General features: G+C 65.1%; 21 protein-coding genes and 1 tRNA gene. 11 read left to right on the top strand and 11 right to left on the bottom strand.

The annotated features are described in order from the left end of the window. Window positions 1-8: 8 nt before the first annotated feature. Both L6Q67_RS00390 and L6Q67_RS00395 read left to right on the top strand, forming a co-directional pair. Window positions 9-797 carry a hypothetical protein gene (locus L6Q67_RS00390; protein ID WP_296563498.1) on the top strand — a complete coding sequence of 263 codons (789 nt, stop codon included), beginning with the start codon at window positions 9-11 and terminating at the stop codon, window positions 795-797. Next, the gene (locus L6Q67_RS00395; RefSeq protein WP_296563500.1) at window positions 794-1,780 is read left to right on the top strand and encodes a hypothetical protein; all 987 of its coding nucleotides are present in this window, start codon (window positions 794-796) and stop codon (window positions 1,778-1,780) included. The genes L6Q67_RS00390 and L6Q67_RS00395 overlap by 4 nt, the downstream gene beginning before the upstream one ends. A gap of 21 nt (window positions 1,781-1,801) precedes the next feature. Here the strand turns inward: L6Q67_RS00395 and L6Q67_RS00400 are convergent, their stop codons facing one another. The 8 genes from L6Q67_RS00400 to L6Q67_RS00435 form a co-directional block, all read right to left on the bottom strand. After that, window positions 1,802-3,991 carry a bifunctional diguanylate cyclase/phosphodiesterase gene (locus tag L6Q67_RS00400; protein WP_296563503.1) on the bottom strand — a complete coding sequence of 730 codons (2,190 nt, stop codon included), beginning with the start codon at window positions 3,989-3,991 and terminating at the stop codon, window positions 1,802-1,804. After that, the gene (locus tag L6Q67_RS00405; RefSeq protein ID WP_296563505.1) at window positions 3,991-4,764 is read right to left on the bottom strand and encodes an MBL fold metallo-hydrolase; all 774 of its coding nucleotides are present in this window, start codon (window positions 4,762-4,764) and stop codon (window positions 3,991-3,993) included. The genes L6Q67_RS00400 and L6Q67_RS00405 overlap by 1 nt, the downstream gene beginning before the upstream one ends. Before the next feature lie 30 nt (window positions 4,765-4,794). Continuing rightward, window positions 4,795-6,411, bottom strand: a complete 1,617-nt coding sequence (locus L6Q67_RS00410; RefSeq protein ID WP_296563508.1) for a PAS domain-containing methyl-accepting chemotaxis protein — start codon at window positions 6,409-6,411, stop codon at window positions 4,795-4,797. 215 nt (window positions 6,412-6,626) lie between these two features. Next, window positions 6,627-7,259 carry a response regulator transcription factor gene (locus L6Q67_RS00415; RefSeq protein WP_296563510.1) on the bottom strand — a complete coding sequence of 211 codons (633 nt, stop codon included), beginning with the start codon at window positions 7,257-7,259 and terminating at the stop codon, window positions 6,627-6,629. Next, window positions 7,256-8,842, bottom strand: coding sequence for a PAS domain S-box protein (locus tag L6Q67_RS00420; protein WP_296563513.1), 1,587 nt, complete (start codon window positions 8,840-8,842; stop codon window positions 7,256-7,258). Before L6Q67_RS00420 ends, L6Q67_RS00415 begins: the two co-directional genes overlap by 4 nt. 53 nt (window positions 8,843-8,895) lie before the next feature. After that, window positions 8,896-9,813 (bottom strand): response regulator, encoded by a 918-nt coding sequence (locus L6Q67_RS00425; protein WP_296563516.1) that lies wholly within the window; start codon window positions 9,811-9,813, stop codon window positions 8,896-8,898. Window positions 9,814-9,998: 185 nt separating this feature from the next. Continuing rightward, complete coding sequence (locus tag L6Q67_RS00430; protein ID WP_296563519.1) at window positions 9,999-10,643, bottom strand: response regulator transcription factor; 645 nt, start codon at window positions 10,641-10,643, stop codon at window positions 9,999-10,001. Next, window positions 10,640-12,571, bottom strand: coding sequence for an MASE4 domain-containing protein (locus L6Q67_RS00435; RefSeq protein ID WP_296563522.1), 1,932 nt, complete (start codon window positions 12,569-12,571; stop codon window positions 10,640-10,642). The genes L6Q67_RS00430 and L6Q67_RS00435 overlap by 4 nt, the downstream gene beginning before the upstream one ends. 325 nt (window positions 12,572-12,896) lie before the next feature. Between L6Q67_RS00435 and L6Q67_RS00440 the strand changes: the two genes are divergently transcribed. Then, window positions 12,897-13,802 (top strand): lytic transglycosylase domain-containing protein, encoded by a 906-nt coding sequence (locus L6Q67_RS00440; protein WP_296563526.1) that lies wholly within the window; start codon window positions 12,897-12,899, stop codon window positions 13,800-13,802. Window positions 13,803-13,873: 71 nt separating this feature from the next. Next, the gene (locus tag L6Q67_RS00445) at window positions 13,874-15,307 is read left to right on the top strand and encodes an aldehyde dehydrogenase family protein (protein WP_296563533.1); all 1,434 of its coding nucleotides are present in this window, start codon (window positions 13,874-13,876) and stop codon (window positions 15,305-15,307) included. Window positions 15,308-15,400: 93 nt separating this feature from the next. Here L6Q67_RS00445 and L6Q67_RS00450 read toward each other — a convergent pair. From L6Q67_RS00450 to trxA, 3 genes are all read right to left on the bottom strand, one after another. After that, window positions 15,401-15,485: transfer RNA gene (locus tag L6Q67_RS00450), tRNA-Leu, on the bottom strand. Between the two features lie 177 nt (window positions 15,486-15,662). Further along, entirely contained in the window at window positions 15,663-16,922 is a 1,260-nt protein-coding gene (rho, locus tag L6Q67_RS00455) for a transcription termination factor Rho (protein WP_296563536.1), read from the bottom strand. Window positions 16,923-17,094: 172 nt separating this feature from the next. Further along, window positions 17,095-17,421: a thioredoxin TrxA gene (gene trxA, locus L6Q67_RS00460; protein ID WP_296563546.1), complete on the bottom strand. Its 327-nt coding sequence runs from the start codon at window positions 17,419-17,421 to the stop codon at window positions 17,095-17,097. Window positions 17,422-17,759: 338 nt separating this feature from the next. On the opposite strand from trxA, the gene fdxA reads away from it, so the two are divergent. The 7 genes from fdxA to L6Q67_RS00495 all read left to right on the top strand — a co-directional run bounded on the left by fdxA (window position 17,760) and on the right by L6Q67_RS00495 (window position 24,518). Continuing rightward, window positions 17,760-18,083 carry a ferredoxin FdxA gene (gene fdxA / locus L6Q67_RS00465; RefSeq protein ID WP_296563549.1) on the top strand — a complete coding sequence of 108 codons (324 nt, stop codon included), beginning with the start codon at window positions 17,760-17,762 and terminating at the stop codon, window positions 18,081-18,083. A gap of 231 nt (window positions 18,084-18,314) precedes the next feature. Then, window positions 18,315-18,761 (top strand): CBS domain-containing protein, encoded by a 447-nt coding sequence (locus tag L6Q67_RS00470; RefSeq protein ID WP_296563552.1) that lies wholly within the window; start codon window positions 18,315-18,317, stop codon window positions 18,759-18,761. A 224-nt stretch (window positions 18,762-18,985) separates the two neighbouring features. Next, window positions 18,986-20,668 carry a long-chain-fatty-acid--CoA ligase gene (locus L6Q67_RS00475; protein ID WP_296563556.1) on the top strand — a complete coding sequence of 561 codons (1,683 nt, stop codon included), beginning with the start codon at window positions 18,986-18,988 and terminating at the stop codon, window positions 20,666-20,668. A gap of 282 nt (window positions 20,669-20,950) precedes the next feature. Next, window positions 20,951-22,615: an acetolactate synthase large subunit gene (gene ilvB, locus L6Q67_RS00480; RefSeq protein WP_296563558.1), complete on the top strand. Its 1,665-nt coding sequence runs from the start codon at window positions 20,951-20,953 to the stop codon at window positions 22,613-22,615. 19 nt (window positions 22,616-22,634) lie between these two features. Continuing rightward, window positions 22,635-22,970, top strand: a complete 336-nt coding sequence (ilvN, locus tag L6Q67_RS00485; protein WP_296563561.1) for an acetolactate synthase small subunit — start codon at window positions 22,635-22,637, stop codon at window positions 22,968-22,970. An 80-nt stretch (window positions 22,971-23,050) separates the two neighbouring features. Next, window positions 23,051-24,190 carry a chorismate synthase gene (aroC, locus tag L6Q67_RS00490; protein WP_296563564.1) on the top strand — a complete coding sequence of 380 codons (1,140 nt, stop codon included), beginning with the start codon at window positions 23,051-23,053 and terminating at the stop codon, window positions 24,188-24,190. An 85-nt stretch (window positions 24,191-24,275) separates the two neighbouring features. Then, a complete protein-coding gene (locus L6Q67_RS00495; protein WP_296563567.1) occupies window positions 24,276-24,518 on the top strand; it encodes a YdcH family protein in 243 nt (80 codons plus the stop codon). Window positions 24,519-24,582 lie beyond the last annotated feature (64 nt).

Consider the following 24,582-nt stretch of genomic DNA (forward strand, 5'->3'; position numbering starts at 1 on the left):
CACGGCCCTTGCGCATCTTCGGGACGCGCTTCCCCTGCCGGGAGCGTTTCCCGAGGGAGGTGAGCATGGTGGATGGGCTGGCGTTGTGGAAGCAGTTGCTGCAGGTGCAGGAGCCCTGGGTTGTCCAGGCCTGTCGTGCGGACGAATTCAACCGCTGCATGGCCGTGTGGATCGGCGTGGAGGCGCCGCGCAGCTGGTTTGGCCTGGGCCGCCCACGGGTGGTGGAAGGGGGCCCCGAGGCCACCTGGCGGCATACCGGCTTTGGCGGCTGGCGGGTCCAGGTGCATGTGCGGGTGCCGGCGGGCAGCGAGATGCCGCGCCACCCCTGGGCCGGCGAGGCTGGCATGCCCTTCACCCGTGCCCTCGACCGGCAGATCATGTCCCTGCTCAACGAAGGAGTGGGCATGAACGGTGTGTGCGCCATCCTGGACCTGCCGATGGCCGAGGTGTGGCGCTATCGCTACGCCCTCGATCGGGGGCAGCATGCGCTGAACGGGGCCGAGCCGGCGCCGCTGGCTGCAGCGGAGCCTGGCCCTGGCGGTGCCCCGGCGGCCTCTGCCAGCCGGGTGCCGGACCTGGATGACCCGGTGTGGCAGCGCCTGATGGACGGCACCCTGCCCCTGGACGTGCGGGTGCTTGGCCTGCAGCTACTGCTGTCCCGCACCCGCAGCCAGGTTGCGCTGATTGCCGATGAGGAGGTGCGGCGCATGAAGCTGCGCGACCTCCACCGCTATTTCGTCAAGAACGAACGCATGCTGGTCCACGAGCTGCGCCAGCTGCTGCCGGAGGCCGCATGAGCGCCGTGGAGAACGGCCTGATGGGGCCGGACGAGGCGGCAGTGCTGATCCGCTCCGGCCACTTCCTGATGATCGCCGGCGACGAAGCCCTGCTGCGCAGCCTGCCTGCCGGCAACTGGATTGGCGGCACGATTCCCTACTTCATGGGCAGTGACGGGGGGCAGGTGAGCCGCGAGCGGCTCTTCGTCACCCGCATCCCGGTGGATGCCGGCGCGCCGGAGATCCGCTGCTATGACATCACCAGCATCGATCATGTGTGTGCCGACGGCCCGGCCAACGGCTTCAGCCTGATCATCATCCCGGCCTTCTCGGCGATCCATTCCCTGTATGCGCGCAAGGCACCGGGCTTTGAGGACATGTTCATCAAGCCGATGGTGGGCTGGGTAGCGGGCTGCCACCTGGATGATCTGGGGCGGGCCCAGCCGCGGGTGGTGAGTGGCCCCGGCCTGGACTTCGACGCCGAGCGGGCGGTGGTGATGCATGTGCCCCTGCCCGAGACCCGTTATGCCCACGTGCACATCCACAACCGCATGGAACAGGGGAGTGGAGAGGAGCTGCGCTTCCCGGAGACCGGCCTGTCTGCCGGGCTGTGTACGGTGGATGGGGTCGAGACCTCCTTGGCCGCCTATCTGGATGCGCGGAAGGCGGACCTGCGTCTGCCACTGGTGGCCGACTACGGGGGGGCGTCGGTGAACGTGTCCATCAAGGGGGTGGATCGGGCGGCCGGGCGGGTGGACTTCTATGCGCCGGTCTTCGATGACGTGGGCTATCGGCTCGCCGCGCCGGTGGATTTCGGGGCGGACCCGCAGCCGCCGACGGCGGGTGCGTCGGCGCTGTGGTCGTGCAACTGCATCCTCAACTACCTGTACTGCGGGCTGGAAGGCCGCCCCGGGGGGGCGCCGGGCGGGCCGATGACCTTTGGCGAGATCGCCTACCTGCTCCTCAACCAGACCCAGGTCTTCCTGGAGATCGAGGCGCTGTGAGCACCGGCCGCCGCCTGGCGGCTAGGTCATGGCCGAGGCGGGAATGCCCAGGTGGAAGCCCTGGGCATAATCCACGCCCATGCTGCGCAGGGCCTGCAGGATGTCCTCGGACTCGACGAACTCGGCGATGGTGAGGATGCCCAGCTCCTGGCACAGGCGGGTGAGGTTGTGCACCAGGGTGCGGTCGATCCTGGAGCGGACGATGTTCTTCACGAAGGCACCGTCGATCTTCACGTAGTCGAAGCTCAGCTCGCGCAGGTAGTGGAAGGAGTTGTAGCCGCTGCCAAAGTCGTCGAGGGCGAACAGGAAGCCCTTCTTGCGCAGGTCGCTCAGAAACTTGCGCATGTGGGTCATGTCGCCGATGGCGTCCCGCTCCAGGATCTCGAAGACGATCACGCTGGGCGGTATGTCCAGCTCGGTGCATAGCTGCTCGGCGTAGCCCAGGATGCCGCGGCCCTGGATCTCCTGGGCCGACAGGTTGATGAACAGGCGGAAGGGCGGCTTGTTGGCATCGAGTCGGGCGCGGGCGGCGTGCAGGGCCTGGGCGATGATGGTCCGGTCCAGGTCGCGGCCGAGGCCGTATTTTTCGATGGTCTCGATGAAGGCCCCGGCCGACAGGGTGCGCCCGTCGGTCTCGATGATGCGGGCCAGGGTCTCGTAGGCGAAGGGCTCACCGGTCTTGCAGTCGAAGATGCGCTGGTAGTAGGGCACCACGCGCCCGTCGCGCAGGGAGGCGCGCAGCTTCTCGGCGTAGTCCCGGGTCAGGCGGCTGGCCTTGACCCGGTCGCCCACCGATTCAAGCGTGCCGATGCCGTCCTTGCCCAGCTCCTTGGCCCGGTACAGGCCCAGGTCCACCCCGGCCATCAGGTCGGAGATGCTGTGGGCGTCCCCGGGGTAGGTGACGACGCCGATGGAGGTGGTGATGTGGAAGTCCTTGCCATCGTCGCCACTGAAGGTCATCTGGCGCAACTCGGTGCGCAGCTTCTCGGCCACGGTGAGGGCGCCCTCGACACCGGTCTCCACCAGGATGATGGCGAACTCGTCGCCGCCGATGCGGGTGGCCAGGTCGCCGTTGCGCATGGACTGCTTCATCCGGTCGGCGACCTGCTGCAACACCCGGTCGCCGCAGGGGTGACCGTAGGTGTCGTTGACGTCCTTGAAGTCGTCCAGGTCGAGCATGAGGATGGAGAATTCGTGCTGGTGACGTTCCGAGCGCCCCACCTCGTAGCCGAGGATCTCGTTGAAGTAGCGGCGGTTGTGCAGCCCGGTGAGGGGGTCGTGGGTGGAGTAGTACTCCAGTTCCGAGAGGGTGCGGTTGAGGGCCTTGCTGGAGCCCACCACCATCACCATCACGGCGAGGATGGAGTGGATGACGCTGCTCTCCTGGGGGGTCAGATCCTCCAGGGAGGCGTAGGCGATGCCCAGCAGCCCGGCGAGGTTGGAGGCCTCGATGTCGGGCACCGGCACCGTGATCATGCGGATGTTGTCGATCTCGCCCACCGGGCGGTTCGCGTCCCGGGCCACCTGGAATTCCTCGATGTCGAGGGGGACATCTGCGGGCAGCCGCAGGTGCGCCACCATGTCCCGGGCCAGCTTGCTGCGGGCGGCGGCGCGCACGTCGTCCGGAAAACTGCCCATGTAGTAGACGTACAGGGACAGGACGTTCTCTTCGGCGAAGGCGATGAAGAACACGTCGAAGGGAAAGAAGGCATGGAAGCCCAGCAGCACCTCCTGGACGAAGGCCTTCCACTGGGTGACCTTCTCGTGGGACAGGACGATGGTCTCCAGTACCTGGCTCTGGCGCTCCAGCAGATCCTTTTCGATCAGGGTGCCGGCCAGGCTGTGGGAGGTGCGGTTGAACTCGAGCATCACGTGCTGGAGGTCGCTGGCGTTCTTGTGCCACTGCCGGCGGCGCTCGTCCACCAGCACGTCGAGGGTCTTGTCGAGGCGCTCGCAGCGGGCGACGGCCCGTTCGAGGCCGGAGACGATATGGCTGCGGGTGTCGGGGGCGATGTCCAGGCTGGCGATGCGCCGGATCGAGTCGCGCAGGCCCTGGAGGAGCTCGTCGTGGGTGTCGCGGGTCAGTTCGGTGATGCTGGAGGCGAAGCGTCGGCTGCGGGTCTGGCTTTCGAACAGGGCGGCAAAGCTCTCAAGCACCCGCTGGCGCATCTCTTCGTGACCATCGGGCACCTGCAAGGCGGCAGGTTTCATCAGCGTTCACCCTTCCGGAAGCGGCCGGCCGAGACCATCAGGTCAACGCCGCATTCCAGCTCCCGGAACCACGCCAGGAAGGCGGGTACCGCAGCACCGCGATAGACCGGGCCGTGCTGGGGGGCGATCATCTGGATGTCCAGCTCCGACACGGCCTCGACCCACAGCCGGGCAGCCCGGTTGGAGGCCATGTAGCGGCGGTGGAAGCCCTCGATGTAGGGCAGGTGGGCGGCGAAGTCGTCCACGAAGGGGTCATCGTTTCCGACGGGCATCATGGCGGCGCCGATGTCGCCGGTGAACAGAATGCGCGACACCGGGTCGTAGACGTTGATCTGGCCTTCGGAGTGGAGGAAGTGGGCGGGGATCAGGTCCAGGGTGAAATTCGGGGCCACCTCGCAGCGCATGCCCTCATCGGGTACGCCGATGAAACGCTCCATGGAGCGCAGGCCGTAGTGGGGCAGGAAGCGCAGCCAGATGCGTGACACGTAAACCGGTGCGTCGCTGAGTTCGAGCCAGGTGGCGATGCCGCCGACGATGTCCGGGTCCTGGTGGGACAGCATGATGGCCTTGAGGCTGTCGGGGCCGATGTAGCGGAGCAGTTCGGACAGCACCCGCGGCATTACGCCGAAGCCGCCCGGGTCGAGGAGGACGCCGTGTTCGCCGTGGGCGACCAGGTACTGGTTGGAGCGGATGCCGTCTTCTTCGCCGGGCTCGCTTTCGTTCAGCAGGATGAACTTGTGATGTTCCGAACTGAACAGGGTGATGTTGCGCATACGACTTTCCTTCGGTGAATCTCTTTGACGTCAGTGAATCCTGAACCCGCCGATCAGGTCTTGCAACTTGCCTGAGGTGTCGAGGAGTTCGTGGGCGGCCCGGGTGGCCTGCTGGGCCGCGTCCATGTTGCCTTCGATGAGCTGGGAAATGCGCTCCATGTTGCGCGCCACATCCTCGCTGGCCTCTGTCTGCTCGATCGTGGCGGCGGAGATATTGAGGGACATGGCAGTCACGTCGTCGGCGGCTCGGGTCACACCGTTGAGGCTCTCGGCGCCGCTCTGCAAGTGGCCGATGGTGGCTTCCACCTCGCGCCGGGCGGTGGCCATGGCATCCACGGCCCGGGCGGTGACGGACTGGATCTCCGCCACGGTGGCGGCGATGTCGCGGGTGCTCGATGCGGTGCGCTCGGCGAGGGTGCGTACCTCGTCCGCCACCACGGCGAAGCCGCGCCCCTGCTCGCCGGCCCGGGCGGCCTCGATGGCCGCGTTGAGGGCCAGCAGATTGGTCTGGCCGGCGACCTCGGTGATCACCTGGGTGATGTTGCCGATCTTGTGGATGGAGCCGGACAGGGTGTTGATGGCGTCGCTGGAGTCGGCCACGGCGCTCACCACCCGCTGGGTCATGTGAACGGTCTGGCCGATGCGGGCGCTGCCGGCCTCGATGAGCTGCTGTGCCTCCCGTGCCGCGTGGGAGGTGTTGCCGGCGCCATGGGCCACTTCGCGGACCGAGACGCTGAGCTCTTCGGTGGCGGTGGCAACGCTCCTGGCGCTTTCATGCTGCAGGGTGGAGCTCTCCCGGACCAGGGCCGTCTGGCGCTCCAGGTTGATGCAGCGGGTCTCGATGGTGGCCGCGGCGGCGGCGATGTCGTCGAGCATGGCCAGCAGGTGCACCTGCATGCCGCCCAGCTGGCAGAAGAGCAGGCCGGTCTCGTCGCGGCTGGATACGTCCACGTCGTTGGTCAGATTGCCTTCGGCGATCTGGTTGAAGAACTCGGTGACCCGGGTGAGAGGGCGGTTGAGTTTGAGGGAGAAGTAGATGCCCACCGAGACCGCGGCCAGAGTGCTGAGCAGGGCCGCTCCGCCGACCAGCAGGGCGCGCTCGGGGGTCAAGGCCCCGGCAAAGGAGGCGACCGTGATGCCCGCCGACAGCAGGGCCATGCCGCCCATGATGGCCCACAGGCGGGTGCTGAAGGAGAAGCGCCCGAGCAGGCCCGGGTTGATGGTCGGAAAGCGCGCCTGCTTGTCGCGGATTTTCCGGTATAGGGCTTCTGCCTCACGCACCTGCTCGCGCCCGGGCTCGGTGCGCACGGACATGAAGCCGATGGTTTCGCCGTTGCGGCGCACTGGTACGACGAAGGCCTTGACCCAGTAGTAGTCGCCGTTCTTGCAGCGGTTCTTGACCAGGCCGTGCCAGGGCAGGCCGCTCTTGATGGTGCCCCACAGATCGGCGAAGGCCTCCCGGGGCATGTCGGGGTGGCGCACCATGTTGTGGTGGCTGCCGATGAGCTCTTCGCGGCTGAAGCCGCTGATGTTCACAAAGGCATCGTTGGCGTGGGTGATGACGCCGTTCAGATCGGTTCTGGAAACCAGGTAGCGGCCAGACGGAAAGGGGATTTCGATCTGGGTGACGGGCAGATTGGTCTTCACGCTTTTCCCTCTGGTATGGCCGGTGGAGGCGTGTCGTGCGCAGGCGTCCCCGGGGGGCCGCCCATCGCCTGCCGACAGGAGCGGATCGACTACATGGAGGCGCGTCCTTTCACCGGAAGCCAGACAATCTGGCCCAGCGGAGAACATAGCAATTACGGCCCGTGGCGTATGTCAGGAATTCCTGAATCTGCAGGGCCCGGCCGGCCTGCGGCGGCTCAGCCCTTGCCGATGCCGTGGAGGATGGCGTAGCGGATCAGGTCGGCGTTGTTGTCAATGCCCAGCTTGTCCATCAGGCGCATCTTGTGGGTGCTGACGGTCTTCGGGCTGAGATGGAGACGGTTGGCGATGTCGCCCAGGGCTTCGCCGGCGGCGATGCCTTCGAGCACCTGGCGCTCCCGTTCCGAGAGGGCGTGGTCGGGGGTGGCCCAGGCCTGGCCCGCGTCAAAGCCGTTGCCGGGGGCGAGGGCCGGGTCGATGAAGACCTCTCCGCCGGCCACCCGCCGGATCCCGTCGAGGAGCACCTCCGGTTCGCTGCCCTTGGTGACGTAGCCGCGGGCGCCGGCCTTGAGGGCGCGGGCCACGATCTGCCCTTCGTTGTGCATGGACAAGGTCAGGATGGGCAGCGTGCCGTAGCGCAGGCTGAGGCTGCGGATGAGTTCGATGCCGGCCAGACCGGGCATGGCCATGTCGAGGAGCAGGAGGTCGACGGCGCCGGTCTGCAGCCGCTCGGGGATCTCCTCGCCGCGGGTGGCCTCGCCGACCACCACGATGTCGAGGGTGGTGGCGATGATCTGCTTCAGGCCGGTGCGCACGATGGTGTGGTCATCGGCGATGAGGACGCGGATCATGGCCGTACGGCGCCGGGCAGGGGGATGTCGATGGAGACGGTGGTGCCCTGGCCGGGGGCACTGTCCACCCGCAGTGTGCCGTTGAGGGCCAGCACGCGCTCGCGCATGCCCAGCAGCCCGAAGCCCTCCCGGGGGGCGCCGGCGCTCGTGTCGAAGCCCTTGCCGTTGTCGCGGATGCACACATGCAGCTGCCCGTCGGCCTCGTGCAGGGTGATGTGCACGGCGCTGGCGGCGGCATGGCGGGCCACGTTGGTGAGGGATTCCTGGACGACCCGGAAGGCGACGGTGGCCGGCAGATCGCCCATGGGGATCTCCTCGTTGCCGATCTCCAGTTCGCAGCGGATCTCCGAGCGGAGCTGCAGATCTTCGGCCAGCCACTCGATGGCCGGCACCAGGCCCAGGTCCAGGGCGGCGGGGCGCAGGTTGCTGGCGATCTGGCGGACCACGTCCATGGTGCCGTCGGCCAGGGTGCGCATCTCCTCTGCGATGCGGAACAGCTCCGGGTTGTTGCCAAAGCCCAGGCGCAGCAGGGAGATCTCCATTTTCAGGGCGGTCAGGCGCTGCCCGAGCTCGTCGTGGATCTCCCGGGCGATGTGCTTGCGTTCATCTTCGAGCAAGGACTTCTGGTGGCTCGACAGTTCGCGGAGCTGCCGGCGCGACTCGATCAGTGCCAGTTCGGTGCGCTTGCGTTCGGTGATGTCCTGCAGGGTGCCGCACATGCGCGGGGGCGTGGTGCCCGTGCCGGCTATCGGTTCGCCCTGCAGATAGACGAAGCGCTCGCTGCCGTCGGCACATTGCATGCGGCCGTCCATGGAGAAAGGCTCACCGCTGGCCAGGGCGGTGTTGAAGGCCTGGCGAATGGCGGATCTCTCGTCCGGGTGGAAACAGGCAATCAGTGCGTCGTGGGTCTGCGGTGCCTTGGCGGGTGGCGCGCCGAACAGGTGGGTGATCTCCTCGGACCAGCGCAGCACACCGCTGCCGGTGTCCCACTCCCAGTCGCCGATACGGGCGATGTGCTGGGCGTGGGCGAGGCTGGCGCGGCTGGTACGGAGGTCCCGTTCGATCTGTTTCTGGGTGTCGATGTCGAGCATCTGCCCCACCGAGTAGGCTACCTTGCCGTGCTGGTCGACGACCTGGGAGACGACCATCAGGGCCCACACGACCCGCCCGTCCTTGCGCACATAGCGCTTCTCCTGCTGGAAGGTGGGCAGCTCGCCATTGACCAGGCGGATGCGGGCGCTGACGTTTTCGGCCAAGTCGTCCGGGTGGGTGATCTGGTGGTAGGACATCTGCAGCAGCTCGGCCTCGGTGTAGCCGACGAAGTTGCACATGGCCCGATTGACCTTGATGTAGCGTCCGCTCAGGTCGGCAACGGCCATGCCCACGGCCGCCGAGTCGAAGGTGCTCTGGAAGAATTCCTTGCTGATCCGCATCTCCTCGCGGGCGTGGCGCTGCCTGGCGAAGCTGGCGAAGGCACCACCGGCGAAGGCGGTGAGCAGCAGGCCGATGGTCAGAGGCGCGGTGAGGGAGAGCGACGACAGGGCATCCATACGGGGGCGGTGGGAGGGGCGACTGACCGGCACTATAGCCGGGTCCGTGGCTCCCGCAAAAACATCGCCCCCCTTCGGAATGCCGCTCAGGCCCGGCTGTTCAGGCAGGCCAGCAGGGTGGCATACAGGGTGTCGGGCTCGACCGGCTTGGACAGGAAGGCGTCCATGCCCGCGTCGCCGCATTGCCGGCGGTCGTCGTCGAAGCTGTTGGCAGTCATGGCGACGATGGGAGTGTCCCGGTTGAGGGACGTCATGCGGATCTGGCGGGTGGCTTCGAGGCCGTCCATCAGGGGCATCTGCACGTCCATGAGGATCAGGTCGAAGCGCCTGCTGCGGCTCATCTCCAGGGCTTCGAGGCCATTGTTGGCCACCTCGGTCACGAGCTCGACGGCACCGAGCAGATCCCGCGCCACCTCCTGGTTGAGCAGATCGTCCTCGACGATGAGCACCTGCTTTCCGGCATGCAGCCGGAGCAGGTGGTCCTCTGCGTCATGGCCGGCGGAGGGGGCGCCGTCGATGCGCAGCCAGGTGGTGAACCACAGGGTGTTGCCGGTGCCCGATACGCTGAACGCGCCAGCCGTTCCGCCCAGGAGTTCAGCAAAGTCGCGGGTGATGGCCAACCCCGGCGCGATGGCGTTGTCGGCCACTTCAAAGCGCAGCAGCATCCGGTTCCAGGCCTTTTCGAGGATGTGACAGCGCAGCCGGATGCGACCTCTCCCGGTGGCCAGCACGGCCTTGCCGGCGTAGTCGAGCAGCGCCAGGCTGAGGCGGGTGGCGTCGCCGATGAGGGGCTGGTCGATGTGGGAGGGCTCGACGATGATTTCCAGCCCTTTGCGCGCTGCCTCGGGCTGGATCGTCGCGGCGATGTCGGCGAGGAGTTCGTCGATGACCAGGCTGTGTTCCGCCGGAGGCGTCTGCAGCGGCTGCCCGGTGTTCTGCGGGTGGGTGCGGTGGCTGGCTCCGGGGGCGGGCGGAGGGGGAGGGGCTTGGGTGAGCGTGTTCATGATGCGGGGCAGGGGCATCCTGGTGAGGACGTGGCCCAGTGCCTGGCTCGTCCTGTGCGCCGGGAGTCTGCTTTTCCGGGTTGGGAATGCCCTCAGTCTAGGGATCTCCCGGATGATGACAATTCCGCCTTCAGGGTAGGGGGACTACCTGAAAACCGGTATTTTGATGTCGTCGGGTTGCCGCTTTATGCCGATATCAGGCCGGCACGGACGGCGTAGCGGGTGAGCTCCGCGGTGGTGCGCAGGCCCAGCTTGCCCTTGATGTTGCGGCGGTGAACCTCGACGGTGGCAGCGCTGATGTCGAGGCTGCGGGCAATGTCGGTGCCCCGCTGGCCACTGGCCAGGAAGTGCAGGATCTCCTGTTCCCGGGGGGTGAGCAGGCTGAGGGGCGGGGTCTCGCAGGGGGCGTCCGGCTGGATTCCGTCGAGCATGGTGTCCAGCACGTCGGTGCTCAGAAAGCGGCGGCCAGCCGCCACGGCACGCAACGCGCCGAGCAGTTCGTCCAGCCCGGCGGACTTGAGCACGTAGGCCATGGCGCCGGCCTTGAGCATCTCGTCGACGAAGACTTTTTCCGCATGCCCGGTGAGGGCCACGATGCGCACCTTCGGAAACAGCCGGCGCACCTGGGTGGCGACTTCGATGCCGTTGCGGCCAGGCAGGCTGATGTCCAGCACCAGCAGGTCGGCCACGGTCCGGGCGAGGGCGCTTGGCACGTCTTCGCCGCTGCCCACTTCTCCGGCGATGACGATGTCGGGCTCGCTGGCGAGCAGGCCGCGCAGGGCCTCACGGAACATGCGGTGATCGTCGGCGAGGAGGATGCGCATGCTCATGGCTGGGGGTTCCCGTGGTGGGCGTGCTGCGGGCAGGGCAGGGTGATCGTCACGATGGTGCCCTGATCGGGGGCGGACTGGATGTGCAGGCTACCACCCAGATGGGTTACCCGCTCGCGGATGCTGATGAGGCCGAAGCCCGTGCTGCCCGACAGGGCGATTTCCAGGTGGTCCATGCCGGCCCCCTGGTCGCTCACCTGCAGGATGAGGTGCCCATCATCGAGGCGGGTTTCAACGATGGCAAACAGGGCCCGTGCATGTTTGAGCACATTGATCAGCAGTTCCCGCGTGGCCCGGAACAGGATGGCCGCCTGGGAGGCATTGAGGGGCTTGGGCTGCCCGTCGTCGATGGCTTCGACGGTGAGATCGTAGGTGCGCTCCATTTCGCTGGCGAGCCAGGCCAGGGCGGGAACAAGGCCCAGCCGGTCGAGCACCGGCGGGCTGAGCTGGCTGGTCAGGGAGCGGATGCGGGTGCTGGCGTCGCTGAGGGCCAGATCCAGCTGCAGGGCCAGGTTCTGCCGTGCGTCGCTGTCGTGGCTGCGGCCCATGGCTTCGAGCTTCATGCGTGCCACATGGATGAGCTGCCCGATGTCGTCATGGAGATCCCGGGCGATGGCCCGGCGCTCGCCTTCCTCGGCCAGGGTGGCGTCGGAGGCCAGCTGCCGGAGCTGTCGGGTGCGTTCGGCAATGCGCAGCTCCAGGTCCTCCTTGGCGGACAGCAGCGCCTGTTCGGCTTCCTTGCGCTCCTTGTTGTTCACCACCACGCTGCGGGTGCGCAGGGCGGGGGTCCCGGGCGTTCCCACCAGGTTGGCACTGACCAGCACCGGCAGGTACCGGCCGTCCTTGCCCCGAAGCTCGAGATCTAGGTCATGTACGGCGCCGCTGTGCAGGAAGGCGGGGAAGTTGAGATCGAAGGTGGCCTGCGAGGCCGGGCTGAGCAGATCGCGGATATGGACCCGGCCGATGAGCTCTTCCCGGCGGTAGCCGAGCATGCGCAGTTCGGTGTCGTTGATGGCCTGCACGATGCCGTTCTCGTCCAGGGAGTGATAGCCGCAGGGGGCGTTGTGATAAAGGTCGGCGATCTCTTCACCTTGCCGACGGATCTCCCGCTGGGCGGCCAGCATGGTCACGTGGTCGCGCAGTGCATTGACAAGCAGCGCCCCGAGCAGGATGGAGGAGGAGAGGAGCCCATACAGCCGGCCAGCGTAGAAACCCAGGTCAAAACGCCCGGCGTTGAGCAGGGCCGACAGGGAGATGTCGAGCAGCCAGGCCCACATCACCACCAGCAGCCACAGGCTCAGCTTGGAGCGCCGATGCTGGCGCCACGCCAGGCCCAGGGCCACCAGCGTGGTGAGGCAGACGCTCCCGATCGCCAGTCGCATGCTGTCGGTGTAGCCATTGCCGGCCATGATCGCCGGCAGCCTAGCACTCCCCAGGGTGGTGAGCAGGATGGCGCCTAGTGCGAGCAGGGGCACGGCGCCTATGGCGGCGGGGAGGAGGAGGGGCGGCAAGGCGCTGGCGCGGGTGTTTTCCAACTGGCAGTAGGCAATGACGCACAGGGGAAAGCCGGCATGCCAGATCATGTACAGCCAGGCCGTGGTCTGGGGGCCGGCACCCAGCAGACCGCTTTCCGACAGCAGGCCGGGGAAGGTGAGCATATGCACCGTGGCCAGAATGCTGGTGAACAGGTAGCCACAGCCGAGCACCAGCAGGGGCAGCGAGCGGCGCACGAAGCACATGCCCAGCAGCAGCACCGCGGTGACCAGATCATTGATCGCCATGGCGGTCTGGTACATGCCGATGAAGGCTGGTTTGGCTGGCAGGCGTACCTGGGCAAAGAGGGCTGCCCCGACAAAGAACAGGCTGGAGAGCCCGATGAAGATCCACGCCAGCCGGCATTCCCGTCGGCTGGGGAGGGTATCCAGCAAGAATGGCGCGATCTGTTGCGGGCCGTGACTGTCGGTGATGTCCGTTGGCGGCGGTGGTGGGCTCAATGTGGCGGGCATGGCGTGGCAGGCAGGGTGGGCGGGTCGGACCACGGCAGTCTGACTTCACTATAGGCAAGCAGGCCGTCATTGCTGACGGCAATCTCGGGGCATGCGGCTGCCCGCGGGCGAAATGTGAAATTCATCGCATTATTGCTTCGAAGCCTCCGTGCCGTGCGGGTTTAGCACCGCCAACGGCGAGTCCGTCACGGCAGTGCAGCATGGGGGCGGGCATGATGCGGGCTCTGATTCCATTGCCCCGTACCTCATGTTTGCTTTCCGCCTGTCCCGTTTCCGCCGCCACGCCCTCGTCGCCCTGCTGGCCTTGCTGGCCGCTGGCGTCCAGGCCGCCGGGCGCGATGCGGGGCCGTCGGAGGCACCAGAGTGGAGCGACGAGCCGCCGGCCCTGGCGCGCCTGCTGGAGAGTGGCTACCGGGCCGAGGCTGGCCGCCAGCCCGGCGTGGCGGCCGCCCACTACTGCGCTGCAGCGCGGGATGGCAGCGTCGAGGGCCAGTACCGCCTGGGTCGTCTGTACCTGCTGGGGCAGGGCGTTGCCCGGGACAGCCAGGTGGGCACGACGCTGCTGTCGATTGCCGCCCAGCGGGGGCACGAGAAGGCCCAGGGCCTCGTCAGCCCCCTGGCGGCGGCCGAGAAGCTGCCCGATTGCCTCATCACCGGCAAGGCGCCGGAGGTGCTGGTGGCGGCGGACAGTGGCGAGGCTGTGCCCCACGAAGTGGTGGACCGCTTTGTCCGGGCGCTGCCGGCGGACAAGCGCCGTCACGCCCAGATGGTCCAGAAGCTGGCACCCCGCTTCAGCGTGGACCCGCGCCTGGCTCTGGCCATCGTGCGTACCGAATCCAATTTCGACGCGACGGCGCGCTCCCCCAAGAACGCCCTCGGCCTGATGCAGCTGATCCCCGACACCGCCGAGCGCTTCGGTGTGCGTGATGCCCTCGACCCGGAGCAGAACATCCGCGGTGGCCTGGCCTACCTGCGCTGGCTGCTCCAGCATTTCAAGGGTGACGTGGCCCTGGCCGCGGCGGCCTACAACGCGGGCGAGGGTAACGTGGCCCGCTACAAGGGGGTCCCGCCCTTTGCCGAAACCCAGGAGTACGTGCGCCGGGTGCTGGCCTTCTACCGGGCGCCGCGGCACCCCGAAACCATGCGGGGCTGAGCAGCGCTTCACGCTACCCGTCCGTTTCCTGTACTTTCTCTCCGTTTCCATAACAACAGAGGACGGAGAGCATGCCCCACCATCAGCAGTTTTATATTGGCGGCCAGTGGGCCGACCCGGCCGGTACCGCCCGGCTCGACGTGATCAATCCCGCCACCGAGGCCGTCGTCGGCAGCATTGCCCTGGGGGGGCCGGATGACGTGTCCCGCGCCGTGGCAGCGGCCCGGGCGGCCTTCCCGGCGTTTTCCGCCACAACCCGGGAGGCGCGCCTCGATCTGCTCCAGCGCATCTGCACGGCCTACAAGGCGCGGTACGAGGACATGGCCCGGGCCATCTCGGCTGAGATGGGTGCGCCATTCAAGCACCTGGCCGGCAGCGCCCAGTCGGGCTCTGGCCTGGCTCACTTCAAGGCGGCGGCGGCTGCCCTGGCGGATTTCTCCTTCGAACACAGTCGTGGCGCGACGCGCATCCTGCGTGAGCCCATCGGCGTGTGCGCGCTGATCACTCCGTGGAACTGGCCGGCCAACCAGATGGCCTGCAAGGTGGCGCCAGCCCTGGCCGCCGGGTGCACCATGGTCCTCAAGCCCTCCGAGCTGGCACCCCTTTCGGCGATCATCCTGGCCGAGATCCTCCACGAGGCCGGTGTGCCGGCGGGGGTGTTCAACCTCGTCAACGGTGATGGTCCCGGCGTCGGTGCGCCCCTGTGCGCCCACCCGGACGTGGATATGGTGTCCTTCACCGGCTCCACCCGGGCCGGCAAGCTGGTCATGAAAAGCGCCGCCGATACCGTCAAAAAGGTGGCCCTGGAGCTGGGCGGCAAGTCCGCCAACATCCTGCTCGACGATGCGGACTTTCCCCGTGCGGTGAAGCAGGGCGTGCTCACCCTGATGACCAACAGTGGCCAGAACTGCAACGCGCCGTCCCGCATGCTGGTGCCCGAGGGGCGTCTTGCCGAGGTGGAGGAGATCGCCGCCGCTACGCTGACCCGGGTGGTGGTGGGAGATCCGGCTTTGGACAGCACGACGATGGGGCCGCTGGCCAACCGGGCCCAGTTTGAACGGGTCCAGGCCTTGATCGCCGGCGGTGTCGCGGAAGGCGCAAAGCTGGTGGCCGGTGGCCCCGGACGACCGGAGGGGGTGGAACGGGGCTTCTTCACCCGGCCGACGGTCTTCAGCGGCGTAACGCCGGCGATGACCATCGCCCGGGAGGAGATCTTCGGTCCGGTGCTGTCCATCCTCACCTACAAGGACGAGGAGGACGCCATCTGCATCGCCAACGACACGGTGTATGGCCTGTCGGGCTATGTGTCCTCGTCAGACCTGGGTCGGGCGCGTTCGGTGGCCCGGCGCCTGCGCACCGGCAACGTGCATCTCAACGGCGCACCCATCGATCTGGCGGGGCCGTTCGGGGGCTACAAGCAGTCTGGCCTGGGGCGGGAGTGGGGGGCGTTCGGCATCGAGGAGTTCCTCGAGGTGAAGGCGATCCTGGGCTACGGGGACGATTGAGGTCTGGCGTTCGCAGGCGCGAAGGCCGGAAACAGCAAAGCCCCTGATGTCAGGGGCTTTGTGCTGCGGCGTGTGGCCAGGTGAAACTGCTGATGGTGCGGGGCAAGGGACTCGAACCCTCACGCCTTGCGGCGCTGGAACCTAAATCCAGTGCGTCTACCAATTCCGCCAACCCCGCATCCAGCGGCGCGCATTGTAATGGCAGGCTGATCCGAGGGCCAGCCTTTTGTGCTGGCGCGGTGGCGGGGATTCGTTGCCGGGGCTGCGGTGGCCGTAAACGGCACCGCCCGGGCTGCACACCGGGAGAAAGCTCCGTGCGCAGCCCGGGCGGGGGCGACAGCCATGGGTAGCGGGATCAGCCGCGGCGCATGGCGTCGAAGAACTCACCGTTGTTCTTGGTCGCCTTGATCTTGTCGAGCAGGAACTCCATCGCATCGATGTCATCCATGCCGTACAGCAGCTTGCGCAGCACCCACACCTTTTGCAGCACGTCGGACTTGAGCAGCAGCTCTTCGCGACGGGTGCCCGAGCGGTTGACGTTGATGGCGGGGTAGACCCGCTTCTCCGCCATGCGCCGGTCCAGGTGGATTTCCATGTTGCCGGTGCCCTTGAATTCTTCGTAGATCACATCATCCATGCGGCTGCCGGTGTCGATCAGGGCGGTGGCGATGATGGTCAGCGAGCCGCCTTCCTCGATGTTGCGGGCGGCGCCGAAGAAGCGCTTCGGCTTTTGCAGGGCGTTGGCATCCACACCACCGGTGAGCACCTTGCCGGAGGCCGGCACCACGGTGTTGTAGGCGCGGGCCAGGCGGGTCAGGGAGTCGAGGAGGATCACCACGTCACGCTTGTGCTCGACCAGGCGCTTGGCCTTTTCGATGACCATTTCGGCCACCTGCACGTGGCGGATGGCGGGCTCGTCGAAGGTGGAGGCGACGACCTCACCCTTCACGGAGCGTTGCATTTCCGTCACTTCTTCAGGGCGTTCGTCGATCAGCAGCACGATCACCACCACATCCGGGTGATTCGAGGTGATCGAGTGGGCGATGTGTTGCAGCATCACCGTCTTGCCGCTCTTCGGCGGGGCCACCAGCAGGCCGCGCTGGCCCTTGCCGATGGGGGAGATCATGTCCACCACCCGGGAGGTGATGTTCTCTTCGGCCCGGATATCCCGTTCCAGCTTGAGGCACTGGTTGGGGTGGAGCGGGGTGAGGTTTTCGAAGAGGATCTTGTGCTTGGAGGCCTCGGGCGGCTCGAAGTTGACCTTGTCGACCTTGACCAGGGCAAAGTAACGCTCGCCGTCCTTGGGGGTCCGGATCTCTCCCTCCACGGTATCGCCGGTATGCAGGTTGAACCTGCGGATCTGGCTGGGCGATACGTAGATGTCGTCGGTGCCTGCCAGGTAGGAGGTGTCGGGGGAGCGCAGGAAGCCGAAGCCGTCCGGCAGAACCTCCATCACGCCATCACCGTAAATCGGCTCGCCTTTCTTGGCGCGGTTCTTGAGCAACGCGAAGACCAGTTCCTGCTTGCGCAGGCGGTTGGCGCCTTCGATGTCGTTGGCAATGGCCATTTCGAGCAATTGGCCGACGTGGAGAGACTTGAGCTCCGAGAGGTGCATGGCAGGCAGCGGTGGGAGAGAGATTGGGACGGGTGTGGGGGATATGGGAACAGCAGGACTACGGCAAGTACGGCAGCAGATGTGCTCGAACTGTGTAGCGGCGCCGGGCTTGCCGGGTGGTTCGCCCCGAGGGCGCCGCTAAGTAACGACTACTTGAAGGAGAGTATGCCGATTACAGGTGGCTGTCAATGAAGGCCGCGAGCTGCGACTTGGACAGTGCACCGACCTTGGTGGCCTCGATATTGCCGCCCTTGAACAGCATCAGGGTCGGAATGCCGCGGATGCCGTACTTGGCAGGCGTTTCCTGGTTTTCATCGATGTTCAGCTTGGCAACCTTGAGCTTGCCGGCGTATTCCTTCGAAACTTCGTCGAGGATGGGGGCAATCATCTTGCACGGACCACACCACTCAGCCCAGTAATCTACCAGCACGGGGCTGGTGGACTGCAGAACCTCCGCTTCGAAGTTCGCATCGGTGACGTAATGGATATGTTCGCTCATGATTCCTCGCTTCAGGGGATTTTATAGATGTCGCCGCGGGTGGGGAGCATGTTCCGGGTGGCCGGAACCCCGCAACTCGGGCAACAAGACGATAGATGGCGGGATGCTAGCGAATAATCACGGGCAAGAAAAGCGCTTTTCTCGCCGGTGCCCTTGACATGTGGTAACGGTGGCACACTTGGAACATTTCTGGACAGGGGCTGTCTCGCTTTTGGGGCGCGGCTGTCCTGCATCCTCTCGAGTCTGCCCAATGGGGTATATTGCGGCCCCTCTACACTTCACATGTTTTGTCGTTGCCCGGGCGGGCGACGGCAATTCAAACAACAGGAGCGCGCCCGATGACTTACGTCGTTACTGAAAATTGCATCCGCTGCAAGTACACCGACTGCGTGGACGTGTGTCCGGTGGATTGCTTTCGCGAAGGCCCCAATTTCCTGGTGATCGACCCCGACGAGTGCATCGATTGCACCCTCTGCGTGGCGGAATGCCCGGCCGAGGCGATTTTTGCCGAGGACGACGTTCCGGCCGGGCAGCAGGCCTTCATTGCCCTGAACGCGGAGCTTGCTGCCAAATGGGTGCCGATCGTCGAGCGCAAGGAGCCTCCGGCCGATGCCGACGACTGGCGCGGTGTGGCGGACAAACTCAAGCACCTCGAGCGCTGATTCCGGGTTGCCGTCGGCTTCTGCCTGGCGTCCGGGGCAAGCCTCGCGCTTGAGCGTTGCAGCATCTGCACTTGTCGGTGTGCTGGTATTCGAGTCCGGAGCGCACGGGTCTATGGCGCTGGAGTAGGGGTATATCCTGATTTTTCGAGGCTTTGCGCCCCTGCCTCCAATCGAATACCATCACGGGCAGTAATGATTCCGGCGGATACGCGCCTCGAAAAGGAAAACAAAATGCTGGTCAGTGAAATTCTCGCAATCAAGGGCAAGGTGCTGTTTACGGTTGCCTCCAACAAGACGCTTGCCGAGGCGGTTGCGGTGATGACGGAGCAGGATGTCGGGTCCCTGGTGGTTTTCGACAAGGGCCGCATGGCCGGTTTGTTGACCTTCCGCGAGGTGCTGGTGGCGACCCAGAAGGCGGGTGCTGAATGGCAGACCCTGTCTGTCGTCGACGCCATGTTGAAAGACCCCGTGGTGGCTGCGCCGAACATGGAGATGGACGAGCTGCGCCGCCAGATGGTCGAACATCACCAGCGCTATCTTCCTGTAATGGAAGACACCATGCTGATGGGGGTCGTGTCCTTCCATGACGTGGCAAAGGCCGTGCTGGAGGAGCAGAGCTTCGAGAATCGCATGCTCAAGAATTACATCCGCAACTGGCCTGCCGAGGATCAGGCCTGATCAGCGTCGGTTTCAATGGTTTTACGGTAGCAAGCAGGGTGTTCCGCTAAGGGGGCGGATACCCTGACAAAAAGGCGTTCGAACGCCGGTCGAAAAGTACGTTGGAAGCCGTCACCGTCTCGGTGTCGGGCCGCCTGGGGAGGGCGGGTCTCCGGTCTGACTCCCGTCGTGCGCGACGGGGCAGGCTGGTGAGGCCTTGAACCAACTACAAAGGAGACAGAAGCATGAAAAAAATATGGCTTGAAAGCTATCCCCCTGGTGTTCCGGCAGAAATCGACACGAACCAGTTTGCATCCCTGGGTGATCTGTTCGACAAGAGTGTCGCGAAGTATGCCGAACACACGGCCTATATCAACATGGGCAAGTCGATCACGTATGCCGAGCTCGACCTTCTTTCACGTCAGTTCGCGGGCTATCTCCAGGGTGAGTTGAAGTTGGCCAAAGGTGCCCGGGTGGCACTGATGATGCCCAACTGCCTGCAATATCCGATCGCCATGTTTGCCGTGCTGCGGGCGGGATTCACCGTGGTCAATGTGAATCCGCTGTACACCGCCCGGGAACTGGAGCATCAGCTTCGCGATGCCGGCTGCGAGGCCATCGTGATCATGGAGAACTTCGCCCACACTCTCGACGAGGTGATCGCGCGTACTTCGGTGCGTCACGTGGTTGTCACCGGGTTGGGTGACATGCTGGGTTTTCCGAAATCCTTGCTGGTGAATCTGGTGGTGCGCCATGTGAAGAAAATGGTGCCGGCCTGGAGCCTGCCTGGGCATGTGGGCTTTCGCGATGCCCTTGGCCGTGGTTCGGCCCACGGTCTGAAAGCCGTGAGCATGACCCACGACGACCTCGCCTACCTCCAATACACCGGGGGCACCACGGGGGTGGCCAAGGGGGCGATGCTGACCCACGGCAACATCGTTGCCAACCTGCAGCAGGCCCATGCCTGGATCAGCCCTTGCGTGCGGGAAGGGGAGGAGGTGATCATCACGGCACTGCCGCTTTATCACATCTTCTCGCTCACCGCGAACTGCCTCACCTTCTTCAAGATCGGCGCCAGCAATGTGCTGATCACCAATCCCCGGGACATTCCGGCCTTTGTCGCTGAACTGGGCAAATATCCGTTTACCGTGATTACGGGCGTGAACACCCTGTTCAATGCCCTGCTCAACAACCCTGAGTTCGAGAAGCTTGATTTTGGCACGCTCCGGGTTGCCCTCGGCGGCGGAATGGCGGTGCAGCAGGCCGTGGCAGATCGCTGGAAGAAAGTGACCGGCAAGCCCCTGGCAGAGGCTTACGGCCTCACCGAAACTTCCCCTGCCGTCTGTATCAATCCCCTTGACCTGCCCGAATTCAACCACTCCATCGGTCTGCCCATCTCTTCTACCGACATCAGTCTGCGTGACGATGACGGATACGAGGTTTCCATGGGCATCCCCGGGGAGCTGTGTGTGAAGGGGCCCCAGGTCATGAAAGGCTATTACAACCGGCCCGAGGATACCGCGCGCGCTTTCACGCATGACGGCTACCTGCGCACCGGGGATGTGGCGACCATCGATGATGATGGCTTCGTGCGTATCGTCGATCGCAAGAAGGACATGATCCTGGTGTCGGGCTTCAACGTTTATCCGAATGAGGTGGAGGACGTGGTGGCAACCCACCCCGGTGTGATGGAGGTGGCGGCGCTAGGCGTGCCTGACGAGCATTCCGGTGAGGCGGTGAAGATCTTCGTTGTCCGCAAGGATCCTGCGCTGACGGCAGAGGCACTCATTGCGCATTGCCGGGCAGGTCTGACCGGTTACAAGGTGCCGCGCTTCGTCGAGTTTCGGGAAGAGTTGCCGAAGAGCAACGTGGGCAAGATCCTGCGTCGCGTACTGCGTGACACGCAGCACGCTGCGGAGCACGCATGAGCCATGTCGGAAAAATAGCGCTTGTGTTTTCGGCCTGTTGTGCGAATAATTCAAGGCTAGTCTTGTAGATGACCTCATGACCCTTTTCGCATTCGCCCTGCCTGTCGACGTCGTTGCTGTAGTACGCGTAGTAAGCGTAGGTGAGCGCGCGTCGTAAGGGTCCCCAGGTAGTCGATAAAGAATTTCAGACCCCCGCCGGCGCGCAACCGGCGGGGGTTTTGTCTTTTTGTTGCACCCCAGGCCCGGAAAGCGTTTCGGCTTCCAAGCCCCAAGGAGAAATCGATGATGCAAATGACTGGAGCAGACCTGATCGTGAAGCTGCTCGAGCGGCAGGGAATCAGCACCATTGCCGGTGTGCCCGGCGGTGCAGCCCTGCCGATGTACGACGCCCTGTCCAAGAGCGAGCAGATCCACCACGTTCTGTGCCGCCATGAGCAAGGTGCGGGCTTCATTGCCCAGGGTATGGCGCGTGTCTCGGGTCGCCCCGAGGTGTGCCTGGCGTCCAGCGGTCCGGGTGCCACCAACCTGATCACGGCCATCGCCGATGCCAAGCTCGATTCGATCCCGATGATCGCGCTGACCGGCCAGGTGCCCCTGTCGATGATCGGCACCGACGCCTTCCAGGAAGTCGACACCTACGGCCTGACCATCCCCATCACCAAGCATAATTTCCTGGTCCGCTCGGCCAAGGAACTGCTGACCGCCGTTCCCGCCGCCTTCCGCATTGCCATGTCCGATCGCCCGGGTCCGGTGCTGATCGACGTGCCGAAGGATGTGCAGAACCAGATGGTGAGCTTCGAGGAATACCCCAATGTGGTGGTTCCCGATGCCGCGCCCACCTTCGACATCGCCGCGATTGAAGAAGCCGCGAAGATGATCGAGTCTGCCGAGCGCCCCGTGCTTTACCTGGGTGGTGGTGTGATCCATTCGGGTGCCGCCCATATGGCCGTGACCCTGGCCGAGCAGGCCTCCCTGCCGACCACCATGACCCTGATGGCCCTCGGCGCCATGCCCATGGACCATCCCCTGTCCCTGGGCATGCTGGGCATGCACGGCGCCCGTTACACCAACTACGTGCTGGAAGAGGCCGACCTGCTGATCTGTGTCGGCGCCCGTTTCGACGACCGTGCCATCGGCAAGACCGCCGAGTTCTGTCCGAACGCCAAGATCATCCACATCGACATCGACCGCTCCGAGCTGCACAAGGTCAAGAACGCCCATGTGGCCATCGCTGGCGATGTGGGGCAGGTTCTGTCCGAGCTGCTGCCGCGCGTCAAGCCGCAACTGCGCAAGCGCTGGCTGTCCCACGTGGAGAGCCTCAAGGGCCGCTTCCCGCTGGCCATGCCGGGCATCGACAACCCGCGTTCGCCCTACGGCCTGATCCATGCCGTGGCCAACTGTCTGGACGACAACGCCATCATCACCAGCGACGTCGGCCAGCACCAGATGTGGGTGGCCCAGGCCTACCCCTTCCGCCGTTCGCGCCAGTGGCTCAACTCCGGTGGCCTGGGCACCATGGGCTTCGGCTTCCCGGCAGCGATCGGTGCTGCGCTGGCCGCGCCGGATCGCACGGTGGTGTGCTTCTCCGGTGACGGCAGCCTGAAGATGAACATCCAGGAGATGGCCACCGCCGCCCAGGAAAACGTCAACGTGAAGATCGTGCTGTTCAACAACCAGTCCCTCGGCCTGGTGCACCAGCAGCAGAACCTCTTCTACGGCAAGCGCATCATGGCGTCGCGCTATGAGCGTCCCACCGACTTCCTCAAGATCGCCGACGGCTTCGGCATGCGTGCGGTCGATCTGGATCCGGCACCGAACCCCCGCGCCACCCTTGCGGAGGCGCTCAACACCCCGGGCCCCTGCCTGATCCACGCCACGATCGACCCGAACGAATTCGTTTACCCGATGGTGCCGCCGGGCGCCGCCAACTCCGAGATGATCGGCTGAGCCCCGAGGAGAGAATACGATGTCCGAACAGAACACCAACCTTTCCGAATACATTCCCGACGTTCCCGAGCACGGCGGTTTTCACAAGGTCGTGCTGGAACTGGGAGTGGCCAACCACCCCGGCGTGATGAGCCATATCTGCGGCCTTTTTGCCCGCCGGGCGTTCAACGTGGAAGGCATCCTGTGCATGCCCGTCGGCAACGCCGAGACCAGCCGCATCTGGCTGCTGATCTTTGAAGACGAGCGGCTCGACAAGATGATCAAGCAGGTCGAGAAGCTCGAGGATGTGCTCTATGTGCGTCAGCACGTGGGGGAACACCCCGTCTTTGGCCGGCTTGACGAGTTCTTCCAGTAATCTGTCGGTTGTTCCCGCCGCCGGACCCGTGCCGGCGGCGTGCTAGATTCCCCTTTCTTCCTGTTTTCGCGAGTTTCCCCATGTCCGGTAATACGCTCGGCACGCTCTTCTGCGTCACTTCCTTCGGCGAGTCCCATGGCCCTGCTATCGGTTGCGTGGTGGACGGCTGTCCGCCGGGTCTGGCCATCAGCGAGGCTGACATCCAGGCGGAGCTCGACCGACGCAAGCCCGGCACGTCCCGGCATGTCACCCAGCGCCGGGAGCCCGATGCGGTGGAGATCCTGTCCGGCGTTTTCGAGGGGGTCACCACCGGCACCCCGATTGCGCTGCTGATCCGCAACCAGGATCAGCGTTCGAAGGACTACGGCAACATCGCCGAGAGCTTCCGTCCGGGGCATGCGGATTACGGCTACTGGCAGAAATACGGCATCCGCGACTATCGCGGTGGCGGTCGTTCGTCAGCCCGGGAGACCGCCGTGCGTGTCGCGGCCGGCGCGATTGCCCGCAAGTGGCTGCAGGAGCGTTACGGCATCGTGATCCGCGGCTACATGGCCCAGCTTGGCCCAGTGGCGATTCCCTTCGTGTCCTGGGACGACGTGGACGGCAATGCCTTCTTTGCTCCGAACCAGGCGATCGTGCCGCAACTCGAGAGCTACATGGATGATCTGCGCAAGTCGGGTGACTCGGTGGGCGCTCGCATCAACGTCGTTGCTACCGGCGTGCCGGTGGGCTGGGGTGAGCCGGTCTACGACCGCCTGGATGCCGACATCGCCCACGCCATGATGAGCATCAATGCGGTCAAGGGTGTGGAGATCGGCGCCGGTTTTGACAGCGTGTCCCAGCTGGGCACCCAGCACTCCGATGAAATGAGCCCCGAGGGCTTCCTGTCGAATCACGCGGGCGGTGTGCTGGGTGGAATCTCCACCGGCCAGGACGTGGTGGTGAGTATGGCCATCAAGCCGACTTCGAGCACACGCCTTGATCGGCACTCCATCAACAAGGCCGGTGAGCCGGTGGTGGTCAATACCCACGGCCGACATGACCCTTGTGTGGGTATTCGTGCCACGCCCATTGCCGAATCCATGCTGGCCATCGTGCTGATGGACCACGCCCTGCGGCATCGGGCCCAGAACGCCGATGTGGTGGGTACGACACCAAAAATTGCAGGTCTGGCCCCGCGCGGCGCCCAGGCGGTGCCGTCACCCCGGCCCAGGAGTTGATCGCAGTCAACTTTTCCCGGGCGTCTGCGGCGTAGAGTGGATTCACGAACTTTCGAAATCCAATGACAAAGCGGGAGATGACTGCATGGAGCAACACGATCTGAACCACGAGCTTCCGGAGTATCGCGAGCAGATTCACGCCCTGAAAATGTCCAACGGGCACTTCGCACGGCTTTTCGACGAATATCACGATGTCAATCGGCATGTGGTCCGCGTAGAGGTTCATGCCGAGACCGCTACCGACTTCGAGCTTGAAGACCTGAAGAAACGCAGGCTCAAACTCAAGGACGAGCTCTACGAAATGTTGAAGGGCGCGACCGTCAACTGATTTTTCGGCGGACGTCTGCAACGAAAAGAGCGCTTTCGGGCGCTCTTTTTCATGGCCGGGTAGA

The organism is Zoogloea sp. (assembly GCF_023150065.1).
Lineage (GTDB): Bacteria > Pseudomonadota > Gammaproteobacteria > Burkholderiales > Rhodocyclaceae > Zoogloea.